A 22,391-nucleotide genomic window follows, 5' to 3' on the forward strand; every position below is an offset into this window, starting at 1 on the left:
CGGCGGGCAAGGAAAACAAAGGCCCACCGCACAGGTGGGCCCGGGAATGGATGCCGTGACCGGCGTTCAGTGCACGACGCGCTCGAAGACGAACTCCGGCCCCTTCTCGCCCTGGCGCACATCCACCGGGATCACGTCCTTCGGCCCGAACTTGCCTTCGAGGATGAGCTTGGCCACCGGGTTCTCGATGCGGTGCTGGATCGCGCGCTTCAACGGCCGCGCGCCGAACACCGGGTCGAAGCCCACCTTGGCCAGCTCCGCCAGCGCCGCCGGCGAGACGTCCAGCTTCATGTCCATCTTCTCGAGCCGCTGCTCCAACTGACGCAGCTGGATCTTCGCGATCGACTCGATGTGCTTCTGGTCGAGTGCGTGGAACACCACCGTCTCGTCGATCCGGTTCAGGAACTCCGGACGGAAGTGCTGCTTGACCTCCACCCACACCGCATCGCGGATGGCTTCCGGGTCCTGCCCCGCCATCTGCATGATGAGGTGCGAGCCCAGGTTGCTGGTCATCACGATAACGGTGTTCTTGAAGTCCACCGTGCGCCCCTGGCCGTCGGTCAATCGCCCATCGTCCAGCACCTGCAGCAACACGTTGAACACGTCCGGGTGCGCCTTCTCGACCTCGTCGAGCAGCACCACGCTGTACGGCTTGCGCCGCACCGCCTCGGTCAGATAGCCGCCTTCGTCATAGCCCACGTAGCCCGGCGGCGCACCGATGAGCCGGCTCACGGAGTGCTTCTCCATGAACTCGCTCATGTCGATGCGGATCATGTGCTCCTCGCTGTCGAACAGGAACGCGGCCAGCGCCTTGCACAGCTCCGTCTTGCCCACGCCGGTGGGACCCAGGAACAGGAACGAGCCGTACGGACGGTTGGGATCGGCCAGGCCGGCGCGCGAGCGGCGGATGGCGTCGCTCACCGCGCGGATGGCCTCGTCCTGGCCCACCACGCGCTCGTGGAGCCGTTCTTCCATCTTGAGCAGCTTCTCGCGCTCGCCTTGCATCAGCTTGCTCACCGGGATGCCGGTGGCGCGCGAGACGACCTCGGCGATCTCCTCGGCGCCGACCATCGTTCGCAGCAACTGCGGGCGGCCGCCGTCCTTCGCGTCCTTGGCCTTGCCGGCCTCCTTGGCCTGCGCGTCCTTCAGGCGCTTTTCCAGCTCGGGCAGCTTGCCGTACTGCAGCTCGGCGACCTTGTTGAAGTCGCCCTTGCGCTTGAGCTCCTCGATCTGGAACTTGATACGGTCGATCTCCTCCTTGAGCTGCGCCGAGCCCTGAGCGGCCGCCTTCTCGGCCTTCCAGATCTCCTCCAAGTCGGCGTACTCGCGCTCGAGCTTGGCGATCTCCTCCTCGATCAGCGCCAGGCGCTTCTGCGAGGCCTCGTCCTTTTCCTTGCGCACCGCCTCGCGCTCGATCTTGAGCTGGATGAGGCGCCGGTCCAGCCGGTCCATCTCCTCCGGCTTGGAGTCGATCTCGATCTTGATCTTGGCCGCGGCCTCGTCGATCAGGTCGATCGCCTTGTCGGGCAGGAAGCGGTCGGTGATGTAGCGGTGCGAAAGCTCGGCCGCGGCCACGATCGCCGGGTCCGTGATCTCGACGCCGTGGTGCACCTCGTACTTCTCCTGCAGGCCGCGCAGGATGGCGATGGTCTGCTCGACGCTGGGCTCGTCCACGATGATCTTTTGGAAGCGCCGCTCCAGCGCCGCGTCCTTCTCGATGTACTTGCGGTACTCGTCGAGCGTGGTCGCGCCAATGCAGTGCAGTTCCCCCCGCGCCAGGGCCGGCTTGAGCATGTTGCCCGCGTCGATGGCGCCCTCGGCCTTGCCCGCGCCCACCATCGTGTGGATCTCGTCGATGAAGAGGATGATGCGGCCTTCGTCCTGCGCGACTTCCTTGAGCACCGCCTTCAGCCGCTCCTCGAACTCCCCGCGGTACTTGGCGCCGGCCAGCAGGCCCGCCATGTCGAGCACCAGCACGCGCTTGTCCTTGAGCGTGTCGGGCACCTCGCCGGCCACGATGCGCTGCGCCAGCCCCTCCACGATGGCCGTCTTGCCCACGCCGGGCTCGCCGATGAGCACCGGGTTGTTCTTGCTGCGACGCTGCAGCACCTGGATCGCGCGGCGGATCTCGTCGTCGCGCCCGATCACCGGGTCCAGCTTGCCCTGGCGGGCGCGCTCGGTCAGGTCGAGCGTGTACTTCTTCAGCGCCTCGCGCTGGCCTTCGGCCTCGGCGTTCTCCACCCGCTGGCCGCCTCGCACCGCGTCGATGGCGGCCTCCAGCGCCTTGCGCGTCAGCCCGTGCTCCTTGGCGATCTGGCCGATCTCGGCCTTGGTGTCGGTGAGCGCCAGCAGGAACATCTCGCTGGCGATGAACTGGTCGCCGCGCTTGAGCGCCTCCTTCTCGGCCGCCTGCAGCAGCGAGACGGTGTCGCGGCCCACCTGGACCTGCTCGGCGCCCTGCACCTGCGGCAGGCGCTTGATCGCAGCCTCGACCGCGCGGCGCAGGCCCGCGGTGTTCGCCCCCGCGCGGTCCAGCAGCGCTTTCGGGCCTTCGTCCTGCTGCAGCATCGCCAGCAGGATGTGCGCCGGCTCGATGTAGGGGTTGTCATGGGCCAGCGCCAGGCTCTGGGCCTCGCCCAAGGCCTCCTGGAACTTGGTGGTGAGTTTCTCGAGTCGCATGGGAAAAATCCTCCGGTTGCGACGGAAATGAGGGGAGCCGGTGCCATTTCAAGTGCAACCGGCACGCCGCAGCCTGCGCTGGGTCAAGGGCGAAGCCCAGTATCGCGCGCGCAGCGCTTCACGCCAGCCACTGCCGCGCGGCGACGAAGCCGAGGGCCGCCCCCGCCAGGCTGCCCACCACATGGGCCAGCGTATGCGCGAGCGCCAAGCCCCAGGCCTGCTTTTGCAACAGGTGCAGCGACTCGACCGAGAACGACGAGAAGGTGGTGAGCGCGCCCAGGAAGCCCGTGACGAACAGCAGCCGCCAGAACTCGTCGGGGTGGCGGCTGAACCACACGAGGGCGGCCCCGATCAGTACGCCGCCGACGCAGTTGACCAGCAGTGTGCCCAGCGGAAACCCGGGCCACGCCCCGTTGAGCCAGACGCCGGTCAACCAGCGGGCCCACGCGCCGCCCACCGCGCCGAGGGCGACCGCCGCCGCGTGCCCCCAGGTCAGTGACTGCATGCACCCCGCCCTTCGTCGGCCGGCCGCCCCTCGGCGCCGGCCCCGGAAGGCGTGCCGCGGGCGTCCACGGGCCCCTCGCCCGGCCCGACGCCGGGCATGGCGTTGCCGGCGGCAATCCCCCATCGCGCCAGCGCCGCGTCGTCACTGGCGCGCGCATCGACCCATCGGGCCCCCTCGGGGGTGTGTTCCTTCTTCCAGAAGGGTGCCTGGGTCTTGAGGTAGTCCATCAGGAACTCGCATGCCTGGAAGGCCGCGCCCCGGTGGGCCGCCGTCACTGCCACGAGCACGATCTGATCGCCCGGCGCGAGCGGGCCGACGCGGTGGATGACCCGGGCGGCGCGCACCGGGAAGCGCCGCATCGCCTCGTCGATCATCGCCTCGATGGCCCGCTCCGTCATGCCGGGGTAGTGTTCGAGCTCCATGCGGGCCACGGCGCTGCCCTCGCTCACGTCGCGCACCGTGCCGACGAACGACGCGACGGCGCCCACCTGGGGGTCGCCCGCCCGCAGCCGGGCCACCTCGGCGCCGAGGTCGAAGTCCTCCGTCTGGATGCTCACCCGCGCGACGTGCCCGCTCATTTCAGCCTCCCGTCACCGGTGGGAAGAACGCCACCTCCGCATCCTCGCGCAGCGCGGCCTTCTCGTCGCACATCGCCTGGTCCAGCGCGCAGCGCAGTGCCCGCCCACGCGCGAGGGCCTGGGCGTGCGCGGGGCTGGCCGCCAGGAGCCGGTCCCGCAGGTCGCCTACGGTGGCGCCGGGCGCCATTTCCACCGTCTCACCGGCTCCCAGCGCCTCGCGGATCGACGCGAAGTACTTCACCCGCACCTTCATTGCATCCACTCCGCAAACGAGAGATAGGGCACCAGCTCACCCGCGCGGAACGCATGACCCGGCGCATTGTCGATCACGCCGTCCGCCCAGACGGTGGAGGTCAGCACGCCCGAACTCTGGTTGGGAAACAGCTCCAGTCGCCCGTCGGCACCGCGCCGCACCCGCAGGAACTCACGCCGCTTGTCCGGTCGGGGCCAGTCGAAGCCGGCAGGCAACCACACCGGCGCCGGCGGATCGACCGCAGCCCCTTGCAGGGCCCGGATGACGGGACGCACGGCGACAAGGAAGGTGATGAAGCTCGACACCGGGTTGCCCGGCAACCCGATGAACCACGCCGACCGCTCTTGGGCGCGCACTTCGCCGAAGGCGAGCGGCTTGCCCGGCTTGATGGCGATCTGCCACAGGTCCAGGCGACCCTCGGCCTCCACCGCGGGCTTGACGTGGTCCTCCTCGCCGACCGAGACGCCACCGGAGGTGAGAATCAAGTCGTGGTGCTCGGCGGCCTGACGCAGCGCCTCTCGCGTCGCCGCCAGGCGATCCGGCACGATCCCCAGGTCCGAGCACTCGCAGCCGAACTGGGCGAGCAGGCCCTTCAGCGTGTCCCGGTTCGAGTTGTAGATCGCGCCGGGCTTCAGGGGTTGGCCGGGCATCACCAATTCGTCGCCGGTGGAAAAGAGCGCCACGCGCGGGCGGCGCACCACCGTCAGTTGCGCACGCCCCACCGTGGCTGCGAGCCCGAGCGCCTGCGGCGTCAGCCTCATCCCGCGGGGCAGCACCACCGAGCCGCGCCGCACGTCCTCGCCGGCCTCACGGATCCACTGGCGCGGCTGCGGGACCACCTGTATCCGCACCCCGCCCTCGACGGGCTCGCACTGCTCCTGCATGACGACCGCATCCGCCCCTTCGGGCAGCGGCGCGCCCGTGAAGATGCGCGCCGCCGTGCCGGGGCGCAGGGGCTCGCCGACCTGACCGGCCGCAATGCGCTGCACGACGGGCAGCACCTTGCCGGGCACGTCCACATCGGCCCCTCGCACGGCGTAGCCGTCCATGGAGCTGTTCGCATGGGCCGGCACGTCGATCGGCGACACCACATCCTCGGCCAGCACACGGCAAAGGGCCTCGGCCACGGGCAGCGTCTCGGTCTCAGCCAGCGGCCGGATCGAACAGAGCAGCCTCGTCAAGGCCTCCTCGAGGCTCAACATCGGGGAACGGGGAGCGGTACTCATAGCGGTGTTGATTGTCCAGCAGATGCTGCGCCACCGCGTCGGGATCGTTCAAATCGAGGACCGGCCGCAGGGTTGGCTCGGGTAGCCGATCGGGGCTGTCGGTGGCGATGGCCGTGACGAACGGATCGTGCAGGTACTGTGCGGGCTTGCCCGTCTGCGCACGCCACACCTCGATCTTGCAGATGTCGGCATGCTTGAACCCCTCGACCAGCACCCAGTCGCACTCCACCAGTTCGGCGATCAGCTGGTGCACCGTCGGTTCCATCTGCACCTCATACTCGCGGATCTTCGCCAGGCGCCGGTCCGAGGCGACCACCACCTCGAACGCCCCCGCCTGTCGATGGCGCCACGAGTCCTTGCCCGGGTAGTCGATGTCGAACTGGTGGTGGGCGTGCTTCACCACCGACACCCGCTGCCCCGCCAAGCGCAACTGGACGATCAACTGCTCGACCAGCGTGGTCTTGCCCGAACCCGAGTAACCGCAGAAACCGACGACTTTCATGAACCTGCCGATCCGTCGAGGGGATCAGCAATTCTGCGCGATGTAGTCCTTGACCGCCTGCGCCGACGGCGGCATGACCGTGAAGCGCTTGGGCAATTCCTCGATCCCCTCCAGACCGCGCGGGCGCTCGGGCTCGCGGCCCAGCGCCTCCCGGATCGTGGCGGCGAACTTCGCCGGCAGCGCCGTCTCCAGCACCAGCATCGGCACGCCGGGCTCGACGTGCACACGAGCCACCTTCAGCCCGTCGGCCGTGTGGGTGTCGATCATCACGCCGAAGCGCTCCCACGTGGCGCGAATGGTGGCCAGGCGATCGGCGTGGGTGCTGCGGCCCGAGACGAAGCCGTAGTCCTTCACCCGCGCGAACTCCTGCGGCTCCAGCGTGAAGGCTCCGCGCTGCTCGACCTCCTCTTTGAAGAGGCGGCGCGTGCGCTCGGCGTCGCGTCCCAGCAGGTCGAAGACGAACCGTTCGAAGTTCGACGCCTTGGAGATGTCCATCGACGGGCTGGACGTCTCGTACGTCTCCGAGCCCTTGCGCACGCGGTAGGTGCCCGTGCGGAAGAACTCGTCGAGCACGTCGTTCTCGTTCGTCGCGAGCACGAGCTTGCGGATCGGCAGGCCCATCATCCGCGCGACGTGTCCGGCGCAGATGTTGCCGAAGTTGCCCGACGGCACCGCGAAGCTCACTTCCTCGTCGTTGCTCTTGGTGGCCTGGAAATAGCCGGCGAAGTAGTACACCACCTGCGCCACGAGCCGCGCCCAATTGATCGAGTTGACCGTGCCGATCTTGTGCCGGCGCTTGAACTCGATGTCGTTGGAGACGGCCTTGACGATGTCCTGGCAGTCGTCGAAGACACCCTGCACCGCCAGGTTGTGGATGTTGGCGTCCTGGAGGCTGTACATCTGGGCCTGCTGGAACGGGCTCATCCGCCCGTAGGGCGAGAGCATGAAGACGCGGATGCCCTTCTTGCCGCGCATGGCGTATTCCGCCGCGCTGCCGGTGTCGCCCGAAGTCGCCCCCAGGATGTTCAGCTCCTCGCCTCGCCGCGCGAGTTCGTACTCGAAGAGGTGGCCGAGCAACTGCATCGCCATGTCCTTGAAGGCGAGCGTCGGCCCGTTGGACAGCGCCTCCAGCGCCACGCCGGGCTCCAGCGGCTTGAGCGGCACGATGGCTTCGGTCCCGAACACCTCCGGCGTGTAGGTGCGATGCACGATCTGTCGCAAGTCGGCCGCGGGGATGTCGTCGATGTAGAGCGAGAGGATCTCGAACGCCAACTCCGCATAGCCGAGCGTGCGCCAACGCTCGAGCGTGGCCGCGTCGACGCGCGGGTAGTGCGTCGGCAGATACAGCCCGCCATCGGGGGCCAGTCCTTCCAGGAGGATCTCAGAGAAGCGGCGTTCCGTGCGGTCGCCGCGGGTGCTGATGTACTTCAACGCTGGTCTCCGACGCGCCGGCGGGTGCTTTCAGTTGTTCAATTCTTCCTTGCGGATGCGCACGATGGGCTGCAGCACGGTCGGCAGCGACTGCATCTGCGCGATGGCCTTGTTCATGCGCCCTTCCTGCGTGTCGTGCGTGAGGATGATGAGATCCGTCTGGTTCTCGTCGTCGCCTGCCTCGCGCTGCAACACTGCGTCGATGGAGATGTCGTGCTCGGCCAGAATGCCGGTGATGCGCGCCAGCACGCCCGTCTGGTCCGCCACCCGCAACCGCAGGTAGAACGAGGTCACCACCTCCTCCATCGACAGGATGGGCGCGTCGTCCAGCGCGTCCGGCTGGAAGGCCAGATGCGGCACGCGGTGATCCGGGTCCGCGGTATGCAGGCGGGTCACGTCCACCAGGTCGGCCACCACCGCCGAGGCCGTGGGCTCCGAGCCCGCGCCCTTGCCGTAGTAGAGCGTCGAGCCCACCGCGTCGCCGTGCACGACGACGGCGTTCATCGCGCCCTCGACGTTGGCGATGAGCCGCTTGGCCGGCACGAGCGTGGGGTGCACCCGCAGCTCGATGCCCTCGGCCCTGCGCTTGGTGATACCCAGCAGCTTGATCCGGTAACCCAACTGCTCCGCGTAGGTGATGTCCGTGGCCTGCAAGCGGGTGATGCCTTCGACATACGCCTTGTCGAACTGCATCGGGATGCCGAAGGCGATCGCGCTCATGATCGTGACCTTGTGCGCGGCATCGATGCCCTCGATGTCGAAGGTGGGGTCGGCCTCGGCATAGCCCAGGCGCTGGGCTTCCTTGAGCACCACGTCGAAGTCCAGTCCCTTGGAGCGCATCTCCGAGAGGATGAAGTTCGTCGTGCCGTTGATGATGCCCGCGATCCACTGGATGCGGTTGGCCGTCAGGCCCTCTCGCAGCGCCTTGATGATCGGGATACCGCCGGCCACCGCGGCTTCGAAGGCCACCATCACGCCCTTGCGGCACGCGGCGGCGAAGATCTCCGTGCCATGCACCGCAAGCAGCGCCTTGTTGGCCGTGACCACATGCTTGCCCGCGTCGATCGCGGCCAGCACGAGCTCGCGCGCCCGGGTGGTCCCTCCGATCAACTCGACCACGATGTCGATGTCCTCCATGCGCACGAGCGCATCGAGATCGGTGGTGAGCTCGATCTCGGCGCCCAGCGCGGCCCGCGCCTTGTCTACGTTGCGCACGCCGACACGCGCGATCTCGATGCCGCGACCGGCGCGGCGCTTGATCTCCGCCTGGTTGCGCGCAAGCACCTGGGCCACGCCGCTGGCAACGACCCCGGCGCCGAGCAGGCCGATACGAATGGGCTTCATGTGGGAGTTCTCAGAGGGAATGGCGTTTGCGATAGTGATCGAGGAACCGCGCGATGCGCCCGATCGCCTCGGTCAGGTCGTCCGAGTTGGGAAGGAACACGAGCCGGAAGTGGTCGGGATAGGGCCAGTTGAAGCCCGTGCCCTGCACGATCAGCACCTTCTCGTCCGCGAGCAACTCGTAGGCGAACTGCTGATCGTCCTCGATCGGGTACATCTTCGGGTCCAACCGCGGGAACATGTACAGGGCCGCCTTGGGCTTCACGCAGGTCACGCCCGGGATGTCGGTGAGCAGCTGGTGCGCGAGGTCGCGCTGGCGGCACAGCCGCCCGCCCGGCGCGACCAGGTCCTTGATGCTCTGGTAGCCGCCCAGGGCCGTCTGGATCGCGAGCTGCCCCGGCGTGTTCGCGCACAGCCGCATCGAGGCCAGCATGTTGAGCCCCTCGATGTAATCGCGCGCGTGCCGCTTCTCGCCCGAGACGACCATCCAGCCGGCCCGGTAGCCGCAGGAACGGTAGTTCTTCGACAAGCCGTTGAAGGTGACGAACAGCACGTCGTCGGCCAGCGAGGCGATGCTCGTGTGCGTGTTGCCGTCGTAGAGCGTCTTGTCGTAGATCTCGTCGGCGAAGACGATCAGCTGGTGCTGGCGCGCGATTTCCACCAGTTCGAGCAGCACCGACTCGGGGTACAACGCCCCCGTGGGGTTGTTGGGATTGATGACCACCAGCGCCTTCGTGCGCGGCGTGATCTTGGCCTTGATGTCGGCGATGTCCGGCATCCAGTCCGACTGTTCGTCGCACATGTAGTGCACCGGCGTACCCCCCGACAACGACACGACCGCCGTATACAGCGGGTAGTCGGGGGCCGGGATCAGCACCTCGTCGCCGTCGTTGAGCAGCGCGTTCATGCTCATGCCGATCAGCTCCGAGGCCCCGTTGCCGAGGTAGACGTCATCGACCGTGACGCCGCGGATGCCCTTTTCCTGCGTGTAGTGGACCACCGCGCGGCGCGGCGCGAAGAGCCCCTTGGAGTCCGTGTAGCCCGCCGTGTGCGGCAGGTTGCGGATCATGTCCTGCACGATCTCTTCCGGAGGCTCCAGGCCGAAGACCGCCAGGTTGCCGATGTTGAGCTTGATGATCTTGTGGCCCTCTTCCTCCATCTGCCGGGCCTTCTCCAGCACCGGGCCTCGGATGTCGTAGCACACATTGGCCAGCTTCGCTGACTTGGCGACGGGTTTCAAAGAAGACCTCCGGATGAGGGTTGGGCCGTTACAGGAATTGCAGATTTGCTGCAGCGCAAAACCTATAATTTAACCACAGCCCCTTCCCTTTTCGGCGCGTTTTCCGCCCTCCCGCGCCTTGCAGAGGACGTCTGCGTGAAGTTGCAACCCGACCGCCTCGAAGGCGCGAACATGATCAGCGGCTACGACCGCGCGAGCGTGACGGTCAACGGCCAGGCGCACGCCCGCAGCGTGCTGGTCCCCGCCCAGGGAGACGTGCTCGACTGGCCTTGCAACCGCCTGGAGGACCTGCAGGCGGGTCACTTCGAGCAGGTGGCCGCGCTGGCGCCGGAGGTCGTGATCTTCGGCAGCGGCAACCGGCTTCGCTTTCCGAGCGCGGCGCTGCTGCGCCCGCTGCTCGAACGGGGCATCGGGGTCGAGACGATGGACACCCAGGCAGCCTGCCGGACCTACAACATCCTCGTCTCGGAGGGTCGCAGCGTGGTCGCTGCGTTGCTGATCGAGGCGGCCGCGGCTTGAAGGCTGCGGTCCGGGGCTGCGGCCGGGGGGGGTCGCGGCGTTGGGAGACCGCGCAGCGCGCAAAGCCATCGTGCTGCGCCGCCCGGTGCTCCGCGGGGCCGCACGGCCGGCCCGGCGGCTTGCCGTTTCCCCTCTCTTGAGGGGTCCCCCTTATCCCGGCGGGGCTTGCCTTGGGCGGTATAATAAGTAGCTCGCCTGTGCGTGCCTCAACCACATCCTATAACACCTTCATGACGCCAGCCCTCAATAAACCCCTTCCGGAATTTGAAGCGCTCGCGACTGGTGGCGTGAAATTCACGCCCCAGGCCTATGCGGGGCAAATCGTCGTGCTTTATTTCTACCCGAAGGACCATACTCCCGGCTGCACGACGGAAGCCATGCAGTTTCGCGACCGGCACAAGGATTTCCTGAAGGCAGGAGCGGTGGTGTTTGGCGTGTCGCGCGACAACATGGCGTCGCACGAGAAGTTCAAACAGGCGCTTGAGCTGCCATTCGAACTCATCGCTGACACCGAGGAAAAGCTCTGTCACATGTTCGGTGTGGTCAAGAACAAGATCATGTATGGCAAGAAGGTGAAGGGCATCGAGCGCAGCACCTTCGTGATCGATGCCGACGGCGTGTTGCGCCACGAGTGGCGCGGCATCAAAGTCGCCGGCCATGTGGACGAAGTGCTCAAGGCGGTCAAGGCGCTGCAAAAAGGCTGATCCACGCGGCCGGCGTGCCAGCGAGGCCGTTCAGCGCATTTTCCTTTCGGCTGCGACAGGTCCTTCGCCCCGTGTTACTTACGTTCGCACACTTTCGCGCCGCCGGCATCGGGCTTTCACGGTGATTGCCGAGCCCCGCGGGATGTGCATAATCGGTTCATGCTGTTGAGTCGAGAATCCGCTCCTGCATGAACGCAAAGCCGCACGGGTGTCCCTGCGGCTTTTTTGTTTGGTAGCTCACTTCGCCGCGCCAATGCCTCTGCCCAAGCCGCCCGCCAAGAAAGCCCACATCCTCTCCCTCACCGAGATCGACGCCCAGGCTGCCCCGCGAGCGGGCAAACGCCCCCAGAAGGCCGAGAAAGCGGAACCCACCTCCCCGCCCGTGCTCGACCTGTTCGCCCCGCACGAGCGCGGGCCTTCCGCCCACACCGCCCGGGCGCCCGCCACCGCCGAAGTGGCTGCCCCGCCCGCCACCCTGCGGCAGACGGGTCCGAAGATCCGGCGCCCGAAGTCGGAAGGCCCGCCGAAGCTCTTCGTGCTCGACACCAACGTGCTGATGCACGATCCCATGTCGATCTTCCGCTTCGACGAGCACGACATCTACTTGCCGATGATCACGCTCGAAGAGCTCGACAGTCACAAGCGGGGGATGTCGGAAGTGGCACGCAACGCCCGGCAGGTCAGTCGGGAGCTCGACGCCCTCGTCGCGGGCATTTCGGCCGAGGAGCACCAGCGCGGCATTCCGCTCGCCAAGACCGGGCACCGCGAGGCCGCCGGGAAGCTGTTCTTCCAGACGCACCTGCTCAAGGCCGAGCTGCCCGAGGGATTGCCGCAGGGCAAGGCCGACAACCAGATCCTCGGCGTCGTGCAGTCGTTGCGCACGCAGCACGCCGACCGCGAGGTCGTGCTGGTGTCCAAGGACATCAACATGCGTATCAAGGCCCGCGCGCTGGGCCTGCCCGCAGAGGACTACTACAACGACAAGACGCTGGACGACGTCGACCTGCTGTACACCGGCGTGATGCCCCTGCCGCCCGACTTCTGGGAACGGCACGGCAAGACGATGGAGAGCTGGCAGCAAGGCGGCTCCACCTTCTACCGCATCAGCGGCCCGCTCGTGCCTGCCTTGCTGATCAACCAGTTCGTCTACCTCGAGGCGCCGGGCGTGGCGCCCCTGTACGCGAAGGTCACCGAGATCACCGGCAAGACCGCCGTCCTGCGAACGCTGAAGGATTACACGCATCAGAAGAACGCGGTGTGGGGCGTCACGGCTCGCAACCGGGAACAGAACTTCGCGCTCAACCTGCTGATGGACCCGGAGTGCGACTTCGTCACGCTGACGGGCACGGCCGGCACCGGCAAGACGCTGATGACGCTGGCCTCGGGCTTGTCGCAGGTGCTCGACGAACGGCGCTACACCGAGATCATCGTCACGCGAGTGACGGTGCCGGTCGGCGAGGACATCGGCTATCTGCCCGGCACCGAGGAAGAGAAGATGTCCCCGTGGATGGGCGCGTTGGACGACAACCTCGAAGTGCTCGCGCGCACGGACAGCTCGGCCGGCGAATGGGGACGCGCTGCCACCAACGAGCTGGTGCGCTCGAAGATCAAGATCAAGAGCATGAACTTCATGCGCGGGCGCACCTTCCTCAACAAGTACGTCATCATCGACGAGGCGCAGAACCTCACGCCCAAGCAGATGAAGACGCTGATCACGCGGGCCGGCCCCGGGACCAAGATCGTGTGCCTGGGCAATCTTGCGCAGATCGACACGCCCTACCTCACCGAGGGCAGTTCGGGCCTCACTTATGCGATCGATCGCTTCAAAGGCTGGCCGCACTCGGGCCACGTGACGCTCGCGCGCGGCGAGCGTTCGCGCCTGGCCGACTTCGCGAGCGAAGTGCTCTGAAGTCGCGGCGGCCCTCGGCCTCGCGTGATCGTTCGGAGCTGAAGCGCCCCCGGGGCGCTGCGGCCCGGCCTCGGGTCGCCGGGCGCCGGGGCTCAGTACTCGCTACCGTAGCCGGGCGCGAGGTTCTCGAACTTCGTCAGCGGCTTCAGGAAGGCCAGCTTCACCGTGCCGACCGGGCCGTTACGCTGCTTGCCGATGATGATCTCCGCGACCCCGGGCTCCTTGCTGTCGCGGTTGTAGTAGTCGTCGCGGTAGATGAACATGATCACGTCCGCGTCCTGCTCGATGGCCCCCGACTCGCGCAGGTCGCTCATCATGGGGCGCTTGTCGGTGCGCTGCTCCACCGAGCGGTTCAGCTGCGACAGCGCGATCACCGGGCACTGCAGTTCCTTGGCCAGCGCCTTCAAGCCCCGCGAGATCTCGCCGATCTCGGTGGCACGGTTCTCCTCGCTGGAGCCGGTGCCGCTCATCAGCTGGAGGTAGTCCACCACGATGAGGCCAAGGCGGCCGCACTGGCGCGCCTGACGGCGCGCCCGCGCACGCAGTTCCGCCGGGTTCAGCGCAGGCGTTTCGTCGATGAACACGTTCGCGCTCTTCAACCGTTCCACGGCCTCGCTGAGGCGCCCCCACTCGTCGTCGGCCAACTTGCCGGTGCGCAAGTGGCTCTGGTCGATGCGCCCCAAGGAGCCGACCATCCGCAGCGCGAGCTGGGCCGCCCCCATTTCCATCGAGAACACCACGACCGGCAGCCCTTCCTGCACCGCCACGTTCTCGGCGATGTTCAAGGCGAACGCGGTCTTGCCCATCGAGGGGCGGGCCGCGAGGATGATGAGGTCGCCCGGCTGCAGGCCGGCCGTCATCCGGTCCAGATCGAAGAAGCCGGTGCGCACGCCCGTGACTTCCTCGGCTCCATTCTCGTAGAGCTCGGTGACACGGTCGATGAGGTCCACGACCAGTTGGTCCATGCTCTGGAAGCCCTGCTTCGACCGGTTGCCCTCCTCGCCGATCTGGAAGATCTTGCCCTCGGCCTCGTCGAGGATCTGCGAAACCGCCCGGCCCTGGGGATTGAACGCCGCGGTGGCGATCTCGTCTGCGGCGGCGACGAGCTTGCGCAGCACGGCGCGCTCCCGCACGATCTCCGCATAGCGGCGAAGGTTGGCCGCGCTCGGCACGCTCTGGGCGAGCGCATTGAGATAGACGAGCCCTCCGCACTCCTCGGCCTTGCCGAGGCTTTGCAGATGCTCGAAGACGGTGATGACGTCCGCCGGCTTGTTGGCGTTGATCAATGCGCCGATGGCCGCATAGATGAGACGATGCTCGTAGCGGTAGAAGTCGCTGTCGGTCAGCAGATCGCCGGCCCGGTCCCAAGCTCCGTTGTCGAGCAAGAGGCCCCCGAGCACGCTCTGCTCGGCCTCCACCGAATGAGGAGGCACCCGCAGGCGGGCGACCTCGTCATCCACCCTGGCGGGACGTCCGGACGATTCGGAGGGGTTCAGGATCGCAGACATAAACGCTCACGATAGGCCCCCTCGGCCGGGCGGACAAGAGGGCTGAGGCGGCAGCAGTGCACATCGCTGTGGACAGGTTGTGCATGGGGCGTGAAAAGTTCTGTGGAATGCCAGGGGACATCCCTGTGGAGATCCGGTGCATCGAACCGCCCGCCGCGCGGATCAAAACAAAAGGGCCGGCGCACGGCCGGCCCTTGTCGGTGCCTGGAGGGCGATCAGTCGTTCTCCGCCACCACAGCGACCGTGATGTCGACCACGACGTCGGTATGCAACGCCACCGACACCGGATGCTCGCCCACGACCTTCAGCGGGCCGTTGGGCAGGCGGATCTGCGACTTGTGCACGTCGAAGCCTTGCTGCTTCAGACCTTCGGCGATGTCGAAGTTGGTCACGGAGCCGAACAGGCGGCCGTCCACGCCCGCCTTCTGGGCGACGGTGACCGTCTTGCCGGCCAGCTTCTCGCCCTGGGCCTGGGCGGCGGTGAGCTTGTCCGCAGCGGCCTTCTCCAGTTCGGCACGCTTGGCCTCGAACTCCTTGACCGCGGCCTCGGTGGCGCGGCGAGCGGCACCGGTCGGGATCAGGTAGTTGCGAGCGTAGCCGTCCTTGACCTTGACGACGTCACCGAGGTTGCCCAGGTTGGCGACTTTCTCGAGCAGGATGACTTGCATGGGGTCGACTCCTTAGACCTTGTGCAGATCGGTGTACGGCAGCAGGGCCAGGAAGCGGGCGCGCTTGATGGCGGTCGACAGCTGGCGCTGGTAGATGGCGCGGGTGCCGGTCAGGCGGGCCGGAATGATCTTGCCGTTTTCGCTGATGAAGTCGCGCAGCGTATCGACGTCCTTGTAGTCGATTTCCTCGACACCGGCCGCGGTGAAGCGGCAGAAACGCTTGCGCTTGAACAGCAGCGACTGCTGGCTGCGCTTGGACTTGCGGTCCTTGGAGGACTTACCACGAGGTGCGGGCATGTTTGACCTCTATCTCTTTGTGTCTATCGATCCAATCTCAGTACGAGCTGGAAACGTCTTGCAGTTCGGTGATGTGCAGCACGAGTCCGCGGCCGTTGCGTTGCGAAGCAAGAAACCCGGAAACCATGACCGGGCGTCCCAGCTCCGTGCGGGACAGGCGCTGCGTGAGATCCCCGACCGCGACCGCCTTGAGTTCCAGGCGGACCTTGCGAGGGTGCCCCGCTTCCGTCAAGACCGACTCGTGCGCCAGGCGCAGGTCGAGTGCGGGCAAGCCGGCGGGCGTGTAACGCATCGCGCCCCGCTCCACCACCGTTGCCGACAACTCCACGCGGTTCATGGGCCACGCGGGCGCCGTTCGATGGCAGGCAGACGTCGCGGCAGCCGGCCTCTCAGGCCGACGCCTCCTGCTGCGCCTTCTTGGCCTCTTCCTTCTCGACCAGCTTCATCATGACCGAAGGCGCGGTCTCGGCCTTGGACTTCTGAACGGTCAGATGGCGCAGGACGGCATCGTTGAAGCGGAAGGCCGTCTCGAGCTCCTGCAGCGTTTCCTTGCTGCACTCGATGTTCAAGCACACGTAGTGGGCCTTGGCGAGCTTCTGGATCATGTAGGCCAGCTGGCGGCGGCCCCAGTCCTCGACGCGGTGGACCTTGCCACCCGCGTTGGCCACGACGGCCTTGTAGCGCTCGACCATCGCGCCCACCTGCTCGCTCTGATCCGGATGGATCAACAGCACGATTTCGTAATGACGCATCGAAACTCCTTGTGGATTCCAAGAGGGAAGCCGCCCCGTGGCGTCCCACTCGATGGGCCGGCCCGCACTGCTGCCCGAAGGCAGTTGCAAGCCCGCCCCAAGTAACGGGTGCGGCAAGGAAAGCCCGAAATTGTAGCAGACACAAAGAAAAATGCCCGCAGGCGGTGCCGCGGGCTTGGGGGTTGGGAGGCGGCGCCGGTCGGCGCCGCTTCGGCCTGTCGGCCGTCCGGTGGTGCGGACGTCAGGCGGCCTTCAGGTTGGGATAGCGCACGTGCTCGACGAGCTCCTGCACTTCCTTCTTCGGCGCCGGAGTGAAGAGGCTGACCAGGATGATGACCGCAAAGCCGATCGGCACCCCGAACACACCCGCGGAGATCGGCTGGATCCCCCACCACAGCTCCACGGGCGAGGTCACGCCGAACACGCCGCGCAGCCAGGGCTGGGTCGTGGCCATGTAGTAGAAGGTCACGCCGAGGCCGGCGATCATGCCCAGCACCGCGCCCATGCTGCTCGCGCGCTTCCAGAAGATCCCGAGCACGAGGGCCGGGAAGAAGGCGGCAGCCGCGAACGAGAAGGCAGCGGAGACGAGGAACAGGATGTCGGCGGGCTTCTGAGCGGCCACGTAGGCGGCCGCGAGAGCCACCACCAGCAAGAGGATCTTCGAGATCGTCACCCGGCGCGAGGTCGGGGCGTTCGGATCGATCATCTTGTAGTAGAGGTCGTGCGACAGCGCGTTGGCGATCGTCAGCAGCAGGCCGTCGGCAGTGGAGAGCGCCGCGGCCAAACCACCGGCGGCCACCATGCCGGAGATGACATAGGGCAGGCCACCGATCTCGGGCGTGGCGAGCACGATGATGTCGCCACCGATCTTCATCTCGCCGAGCTGGAGGATGCCGTCACCGTTGACGTCGGTCACCGACAGCAGCGTCGGATCGACGCGCGACCACTGCGCGATCCATGCGGGCAGCTTGTCGAAGGGCGTGCCGACCAGGACGTTGAACACCTCGTACTTCACCAGCACCGCCAGTGCCGGAGCCGTGAAGTACAGCAGGAAGATGAAGAACAGCGACCAGGTGACGGACTCACGAGCCTCCTTCACCGAGGGCGTGGTGTAGTAGCGCATCAGGATGTGCGGCAGCGCGGCCGTGCCAACCATCAGGCAGAACACCAGGGCGAGGAAGTTGCGACGAGACTCGTCGAAGGTCTTGCGGGCTTTCTCGTCGCCATTGGGATCGCCGGCGAACTGCTGCGCATGCGCCGGCATGCCCCCGAGCGGCTTGGCCCTGGCCTCGTTGGCCTTCTGGGCCGCCTCGTAGGCCTTGCGGGCGTCGGCTTCGGTGGCCGGCAGTGAAGCGAGCGCCTTCTCGGCGGCCTGAATCTCGGCGAGCGGTGCGTTCTGGGCCTTGAGGTCCGCCACCTTCTTCTCGGCGGCCGCGCGGTCGGCGGCCATGGCGGCCGGCACGTCCTTGAGCTTGGCGGCCGCTTCCTCGGCGCGCTTCTTGAAGACGGCGATGACCTCCTGCTCCTTCGGGTCGTTGCGCAGCTCCTTCTCCTTGGCCGAGACCTTCTCGAGCTGGTAGCCGTAGACGGCCTGCGGCACGGGCACGCCCGTCTGCTTCACGGACAGCCACACGACAGGAATCAGGTAGGCGATGATCAGGATGATGTACTGGGCCACCTGGGTCCAGGTCACCGCCCGCATGCCGCCGAGGAAGGAGCACACGAGAATGCCGCCGAGGCCGACGAAGATACCGATCTCGAAGGCGAAGCCCGTCAGACGCGTGGTGATGAGACCCACGCCGTAGATCTGCGCCACCACGTAGGTGAACGAGCACAAGATGGCGGCCAGGATGCCGATGAACCGGGCCAGGTTGCCGCCGTAGCGGGCGCCCAGGAAGTCGGGGATCGTGAACTGTCCGAACTTGCGCAGGTAGGGCGCGAGGAACAGTGCCACGAGGCAGTAGCCGCCCGTCCAGCCCATGATGAACGCCAGGCCGCCGTAACCGGTGAGGTAGAGCGTGCCCGCCATGCCGATGAACGACGCGGCCGACATCCAGTCGGCGCCGGTGGCCATGCCGTTGTAGATGGCCGGCACGCGGCGCCCGGCCACGTAGTACTCCGCCGCGTCGGTCGTGCGGCTCATGATGCCGATGCCGGCGTACAGAGCCACGGTGGCGAGCAGGAAGATGAAGCCGATCCAGTTCTTCGGCATCCCGGCCTGCTCCAGGATGGCCAACACAACGATGAAGATGAGGAAGCCGCCGGTGTACCAGCCGTACACCTTGTTGAGCTGCTTGCGAAACGCCGCGTTGGCCGCCGCGCTCGAGCTCGCCCCTGCAGTGGGTGTCATGCCTGCCATGGTGTCACTCCTCGGCCACGCCGTATTCCTGGTCGAGCCGGTTCATGTACCGGGCGTAGTACCAGATGATCAACACATAGACCACCAACGCCCCCTGGGCACCCACCCAGAAGCTGAATGGCCACCCGAAGAAGTTGAAACTGAGGTCGCGGGCGAAGAACGCGACCACGAAGGTCACGACGAACCAGATCGCGAGCAGGATGCCCGTGATCCTCAGGTTCTTTCGCCAGTACTCCTCATGCTTGCTCGACAGTTGCATGACTCCGGTCTCCTTTGATGATGCCGCGCACCTTGCGGCGCGCGACTGAGGCGGCCCCTCGCCCGTCTCCTCCAGGCGAGCTCGCAGCAGGGCCGCTCGTGCCCCGTCACACGGCCAAGCCGGTTTCGCGCTCCAGTTGAGCAGCGACCTTGGGCTCGAAGCCCTTGAGGTGGCGAATGATCTTCGCTGCCTCTTCGGGCTCGTGACGGTCCATGTGCACCCGGGCCAGTTGGTACCAGCCGTAGGGGCTCATGGGCTGCAATTCGGTGTTGCGCTTGAGGGCCTGCACCGCCTCGTCGAAGCGGTGGGCGCGAATGAGGACGAGCCCGAGGCCGTACCAGGCGCGGTCGAGCTTGGGGTCGAGTTCGACCGCCCGGCGGAAAGCGTGCTCGGCGTCGTCATAACGGCCGGACTCTTCCAGCAGAAAGCCGTAGTTGAACCACGCGGCGGCCCCGTGACGGGGATGGGATTCGAGCAGCTGGGCGTAGTCGTCGAGCGCGCCTTCCTTCTGCCCCGCCTGGGCGCGAAGATGGGCGCGGCTCATGCGGGCATAGGGATCGCCGGGAAAGCGTGCGAGCATCTCGTCGAAGACGAGCGCCGCGCGCCGCCGGTCGCCGATGACCAGCCAGGCCATCGCCTGCCACTTGAGCCAGCGATAGCGCCAGGATCGGGGGCCGGATGCAGGGCTCACCGGCATGCCTGGACTCCCAACTCCAAGCAGATGCTGATCTTGCCCAGCGTCGCCGAGACCCAGACGATCCCCAGAAGCAGGAACGCCACCAGCGGGACGTGGCGGTCGAGGACGATGCTCGGGCTCAGCACGCGTGCGAGCCGCACAAAGGGTTGCGTAAGAATACCCAGCAACTGGTAGAACAGGTTGCCGTCGCGCTTCTTGCCGGCAAGGAGGCCCAACACCCACTGGCCGGCAAAGGCGAGCAGTGCGATCTCGGCCACTAGCTTCACGGCGGACACGAACAGGAGCACGGTCTCACCTTTCTCGATCCCGTCAGTTGCATTCTGACGGGCTGCCTTACAGATTTCTGACGCGGCCCTTGCTCCTACGGAACAGTCCGATGAGGAGTTACCCTGCCCTTTGGCCCGAAATGGAAAAAGGCCCCAGAAGGGGCCCCGCAAGGCAGCGCGGATCGCGATCGGGGGTTCAGCGTTTGGCCAGTCGCTGCCAGGTCTCGATGACCGTGTCGGGGTTCAGCGAGATCGACACGATTCCCTCCTGCGCGAGCCAGTCGGCGAAGTCGGGGTGGTCGCTCGGCCCCTGACCGCAGATGCCGACGTACTTGCCGACGGCGCGACAGGCCGCGATCGCGCGGGAGATGAGCGCGCGCACCGCCGGATCACGCTCGTCGAAGTCGTGCGCCAGCAACTCCAGGCCGGAGTCGCGGTCCAGGCCGAGGGTGAGCTGCGTGAGGTCGTTGGAGCCGATGGACATGCCGTCGAAGTACTCCAGGAACTGCTCGGCCAGGATCGCGTTGCTCGGCACCTCGCACATCATGATGACGCGCAGGTCGTCCTTGCCCCGCTGCAGCCCGTGCTGGGCGAGCAGTTGCGTCACGCGCTCGGCCTGCTGGAGCGTGCGCACGAAGGGGACCATGATCTCCACATTGGTGAGGCCCATGTCGTTGCGCACGCGCTTGATCGCTTCGCACTCCATCGCGAAGGCCTCGGCGAACTCCTCGCTGATGTAGCGGGAGGCGCCGCGGAAGCCGAGCATCGGGTTCTCTTCCTCGGGCTCGTAACGGGAGCCGCCGATCAGCTTGCGGTACTCGTTGGACTTGAAGTCCGACAGCCGCACGATCACGGGCTTGGGCCAGAACGCGGCGGCGATGGTGGCCACCCCCTCGGCGAGCTTGTCCACGTAGAACGCGCGAGGCGATGCATGACCGCGCGCGACCGATTCGACCGCCTTCTTCAGGTCGGCATCGACGTTGGGGTAGTCGAGGATGGCCTTCGGGTGGACACCGATGTTGTTGTTGATGATGAACTCGAGCCTCGCCAGGCCGACACCCGAGTTGGGCATCTGGGCGAAGTCGAACGCGAGCTGGGGATTGCCCACGTTCATCATGATCTTCACCGGGCAGTACGGCATCTCGCCGCGCTGCACCTCCACGACTTCGGTCTCGAGCAAGCCGTCGTAGATGTAGCCCGTGTCCCCTTCCGAGCAGACGACGGTGACCAAGGCCCCGTCCTTGAGCACCTCGGTCGCGTGGCCGCAGCCGACGACGGCCGGGATGCCGAGCTCGCGCGCGATGATGGCCGCGTGGCAGGTGCGCCCGCCCCGGTTGGTGACGATGGCGCTGGCGCGCTTCATCACCGGCTCCCAGTTGGGGTCGGTCATGTCGGTCACGAGCACGTCGCCCGGCTGGACCTTCTCCATCTCGGCGATCGAGTGGACGATGCGCACCGGCCCGGTGCCGATCTTCTGGCCGATCGCGCGGCCCTCGACCAGCACGGTGCCCTGGCCCTTGAGCTTGTAGCGATGCTCGACCCCACCTTGCGCCTGGCTCTTCACCGTCTCGGGGCGGGCCTGCAGGATGTAGATCTGACCGTCGCGGCCGTCCTTGCCCCACTCGATGTCCATGGGACGGCCGTAGTGCTCCTCGATGACGAGCGCGTAGCGCGCCAGCTCGACCACGTCGGCATCGTTGAGCGAGTAGCGGTTGCGTTGCTCGGGAGGCGTGTTGACCGTCTTGACCAGCTTGCCGGACTGTGCCTTTTCCTCGGACGAGGCGAACTCCATCTTGATGAGCTTGGAGCCGAGGTTGCGCCGGATGATGGGGAACTTGCCGTTCTTGAGCGCGGGCTTGTGGACGTAGAACTCGTCCGGATTGACCGCGCCTTGCACCACCGTCTCGCCCAGGCCGTAGCTGGCGGTGATGAACACCACGTCCTTGAAGCCGGACTCGGTGTCGATCGTGAACATCACGCCGGAGGCGCCCAGGTCGGAGCGCACCATCCGCTGGATGCCCGCCGACAGCGCGACGTCACCGTGCGCGAAGCCCTTGTGGACGCGGTAGCTGATCGCACGGTCGTTGTAGAGCGACGCGAAGACCTCCTTGACTTTGTGCAGGACGTCTTCGATGCCCACCACGTTGAGGAAGGTCTCCTGCTGTCCGGCGAAGGAAGCATCGGGGAGGTCCTCGGCCGTGGCGGACGAGCGCACGGCGAACGAGGCGTGCGGGTCGCCGGCGGTGAGCTTTTCGAACTCGGCGCGGATGGCCTGCTCCAGCGCGGGCGGGAACGGCGTGTCCACGACCCACTGGCGAATCTGGGCGCCCGCTTCGGCGAGCGCCTTCACGTCGTCGATATCCAGCGAGGCGAGCTTGTCGTTGATGCGCTCGACCAGCCCGCCGGCGCGCAGGAACTCCCGGAATGCGTGGGCGGTCGTCGCGAAACCGCCGGGCACGCGCACACCGGAGGCCGCGAGCTGGCTGATCATCTCGCCGAGGGAGGCGTTCTTGCCGCCGACCACCTCGACGTCGGTCATCCTCAGGTTCTCAAACGGTACGACCAGGGCGGTCGCCAGGGAGGGGGAAGACATGGGAAAGCTCCGTGATGTTGAGAAACCGGCGCTCCCGGTGCCCCGCGCTGGGCGGCGTCCGACGAGGACGCATGCGGGCCCTTCCACTTTGTGGATTCTCGTTCG

21 protein-coding genes and 1 pseudogene are annotated in these 22,391 nt (G+C 66.8%); 3 read left to right on the plus strand and 19 right to left on the minus strand.

Annotation, left to right across the window (positions count from 1 at the left end; all coding sequences use genetic code 11):
* Nucleotides 1–66 precede the first annotated feature (66 nt).
* The 9 genes and pseudogenes from clpB to OMP39_RS08425 form a co-directional block, all read right to left on the minus strand.
* Nucleotides 67–2,679, minus strand: a complete 2,613-nt coding sequence (gene clpB, locus OMP39_RS08385; protein ID WP_264891300.1) for an ATP-dependent chaperone ClpB — start codon at nucleotides 2,677–2,679, stop codon at nucleotides 67–69.
* Between the two features lie 118 nt (nucleotides 2,680–2,797).
* The gene (crcB, locus tag OMP39_RS08390) at nucleotides 2,798–3,184 is read right to left on the minus strand and encodes a fluoride efflux transporter CrcB (protein WP_264891301.1); all 387 of its coding nucleotides are present in this window, start codon (nucleotides 3,182–3,184) and stop codon (nucleotides 2,798–2,800) included.
* A 98-nt stretch (nucleotides 3,185–3,282) separates the two neighbouring features.
* A pseudogene (moaE, locus tag OMP39_RS08395) lies at nucleotides 3,283–3,762 on the minus strand (molybdopterin synthase catalytic subunit MoaE); the annotation flags it as partial.
* 1 nt (nucleotide 3,763) lies between these two features.
* Nucleotides 3,764–4,015: a MoaD/ThiS family protein gene (locus OMP39_RS08400; RefSeq protein ID WP_264891303.1), complete on the minus strand. Its 252-nt coding sequence runs from the start codon at nucleotides 4,013–4,015 to the stop codon at nucleotides 3,764–3,766.
* Complete coding sequence (locus tag OMP39_RS08405; protein WP_264894504.1) at nucleotides 4,012–5,217, minus strand: molybdopterin molybdotransferase MoeA; 1,206 nt, start codon at nucleotides 5,215–5,217, stop codon at nucleotides 4,012–4,014. The genes OMP39_RS08400 and OMP39_RS08405 overlap by 4 nt, the downstream gene beginning before the upstream one ends.
* Nucleotides 5,159–5,743 carry a molybdopterin-guanine dinucleotide biosynthesis protein B gene (gene mobB, locus OMP39_RS08410; protein ID WP_264891304.1) on the minus strand — a complete coding sequence of 195 codons (585 nt, stop codon included), beginning with the start codon at nucleotides 5,741–5,743 and terminating at the stop codon, nucleotides 5,159–5,161. The genes OMP39_RS08405 and mobB overlap by 59 nt, the downstream gene beginning before the upstream one ends.
* A 24-nt stretch (nucleotides 5,744–5,767) precedes the next feature.
* Nucleotides 5,768–7,174, minus strand: a complete 1,407-nt coding sequence (thrC, locus tag OMP39_RS08415) for a threonine synthase (RefSeq protein WP_264891305.1) — start codon at nucleotides 7,172–7,174, stop codon at nucleotides 5,768–5,770.
* Nucleotides 7,175–7,204: 30 nt separating this feature from the next.
* Nucleotides 7,205–8,518: a homoserine dehydrogenase gene (locus OMP39_RS08420; protein WP_264891306.1), complete on the minus strand. Its 1,314-nt coding sequence runs from the start codon at nucleotides 8,516–8,518 to the stop codon at nucleotides 7,205–7,207.
* A gap of 10 nt (nucleotides 8,519–8,528) precedes the next feature.
* On the minus strand, nucleotides 8,529–9,755 hold the full coding sequence (locus OMP39_RS08425; protein ID WP_264891307.1) for a pyridoxal phosphate-dependent aminotransferase: 1,227 nt from the start codon (nucleotides 9,753–9,755) through the stop codon (nucleotides 8,529–8,531).
* Between the two features lie 135 nt (nucleotides 9,756–9,890).
* On the opposite strand from OMP39_RS08425, the gene OMP39_RS08430 reads away from it, so the two are divergent.
* The 3 genes from OMP39_RS08430 (at nucleotide 9,891) to OMP39_RS08440 (ending at nucleotide 12,887) form a co-directional block, all read left to right on the plus strand.
* Nucleotides 9,891–10,274 (plus strand): Mth938-like domain-containing protein, encoded by a 384-nt coding sequence (locus OMP39_RS08430; protein ID WP_264891308.1) that lies wholly within the window; start codon nucleotides 9,891–9,893, stop codon nucleotides 10,272–10,274.
* Between the two features lie 230 nt (nucleotides 10,275–10,504).
* Nucleotides 10,505–10,978 carry a peroxiredoxin gene (locus OMP39_RS08435; RefSeq protein WP_264891309.1) on the plus strand — a complete coding sequence of 158 codons (474 nt, stop codon included), beginning with the start codon at nucleotides 10,505–10,507 and terminating at the stop codon, nucleotides 10,976–10,978.
* Nucleotides 10,979–11,231: 253 nt separating this feature from the next.
* A complete protein-coding gene (locus OMP39_RS08440; RefSeq protein WP_264891310.1) occupies nucleotides 11,232–12,887 on the plus strand; it encodes a PhoH family protein in 1,656 nt (551 codons plus the stop codon).
* A gap of 92 nt (nucleotides 12,888–12,979) precedes the next feature.
* On the opposite strand, the gene dnaB is transcribed toward OMP39_RS08440, so the two are convergent.
* From dnaB to ppsA, 10 genes are all read right to left on the minus strand, one after another.
* Nucleotides 12,980–14,395: a replicative DNA helicase gene (dnaB, locus tag OMP39_RS08445; protein WP_264891311.1), complete on the minus strand. Its 1,416-nt coding sequence runs from the start codon at nucleotides 14,393–14,395 to the stop codon at nucleotides 12,980–12,982.
* Between the two features lie 215 nt (nucleotides 14,396–14,610).
* Nucleotides 14,611–15,063: a 50S ribosomal protein L9 gene (rplI, locus tag OMP39_RS08450; protein WP_264891312.1), complete on the minus strand. Its 453-nt coding sequence runs from the start codon at nucleotides 15,061–15,063 to the stop codon at nucleotides 14,611–14,613.
* A 12-nt stretch (nucleotides 15,064–15,075) separates the two neighbouring features.
* Nucleotides 15,076–15,360 carry a 30S ribosomal protein S18 gene (rpsR, locus tag OMP39_RS08455; protein WP_264891313.1) on the minus strand — a complete coding sequence of 95 codons (285 nt, stop codon included), beginning with the start codon at nucleotides 15,358–15,360 and terminating at the stop codon, nucleotides 15,076–15,078.
* 37 nt (nucleotides 15,361–15,397) lie between these two features.
* Nucleotides 15,398–15,697: a primosomal replication protein N gene (gene priB, locus OMP39_RS08460; protein ID WP_264891314.1), complete on the minus strand. Its 300-nt coding sequence runs from the start codon at nucleotides 15,695–15,697 to the stop codon at nucleotides 15,398–15,400.
* A 52-nt stretch (nucleotides 15,698–15,749) separates the two neighbouring features.
* Nucleotides 15,750–16,112, minus strand: a complete 363-nt coding sequence (gene rpsF / locus OMP39_RS08465; RefSeq protein ID WP_264891315.1) for a 30S ribosomal protein S6 — start codon at nucleotides 16,110–16,112, stop codon at nucleotides 15,750–15,752.
* 241 nt (nucleotides 16,113–16,353) lie between these two features.
* Nucleotides 16,354–18,471 carry a VC_2705 family sodium/solute symporter gene (locus OMP39_RS08470; RefSeq protein ID WP_264891316.1) on the minus strand — a complete coding sequence of 706 codons (2,118 nt, stop codon included), beginning with the start codon at nucleotides 18,469–18,471 and terminating at the stop codon, nucleotides 16,354–16,356.
* Nucleotides 18,472–18,475: 4 nt separating this feature from the next.
* Nucleotides 18,476–18,730, minus strand: coding sequence for a DUF4212 domain-containing protein (locus OMP39_RS08475; protein WP_264891317.1), 255 nt, complete (start codon nucleotides 18,728–18,730; stop codon nucleotides 18,476–18,478).
* A gap of 106 nt (nucleotides 18,731–18,836) precedes the next feature.
* Nucleotides 18,837–19,427, minus strand: coding sequence for a tetratricopeptide repeat protein (locus tag OMP39_RS08480; RefSeq protein ID WP_425340615.1), 591 nt, complete (start codon nucleotides 19,425–19,427; stop codon nucleotides 18,837–18,839).
* On the minus strand, nucleotides 19,418–19,714 hold the full coding sequence (locus OMP39_RS08485) for a hypothetical protein (RefSeq protein ID WP_264891319.1): 297 nt from the start codon (nucleotides 19,712–19,714) through the stop codon (nucleotides 19,418–19,420). Before OMP39_RS08485 ends, OMP39_RS08480 begins: the two co-directional genes overlap by 10 nt.
* 175 nt (nucleotides 19,715–19,889) lie before the next feature.
* Nucleotides 19,890–22,286 carry a phosphoenolpyruvate synthase gene (gene ppsA / locus OMP39_RS08490; protein ID WP_264891320.1) on the minus strand — a complete coding sequence of 799 codons (2,397 nt, stop codon included), beginning with the start codon at nucleotides 22,284–22,286 and terminating at the stop codon, nucleotides 19,890–19,892.
* Nucleotides 22,287–22,391: the final 105 nt, after the last annotated feature.

Source organism: Schlegelella aquatica (assembly GCF_026013905.1).
GTDB classification, from domain to species: domain Bacteria; phylum Pseudomonadota; class Gammaproteobacteria; order Burkholderiales; family Burkholderiaceae_C; genus Caldimonas; species Caldimonas aquatica.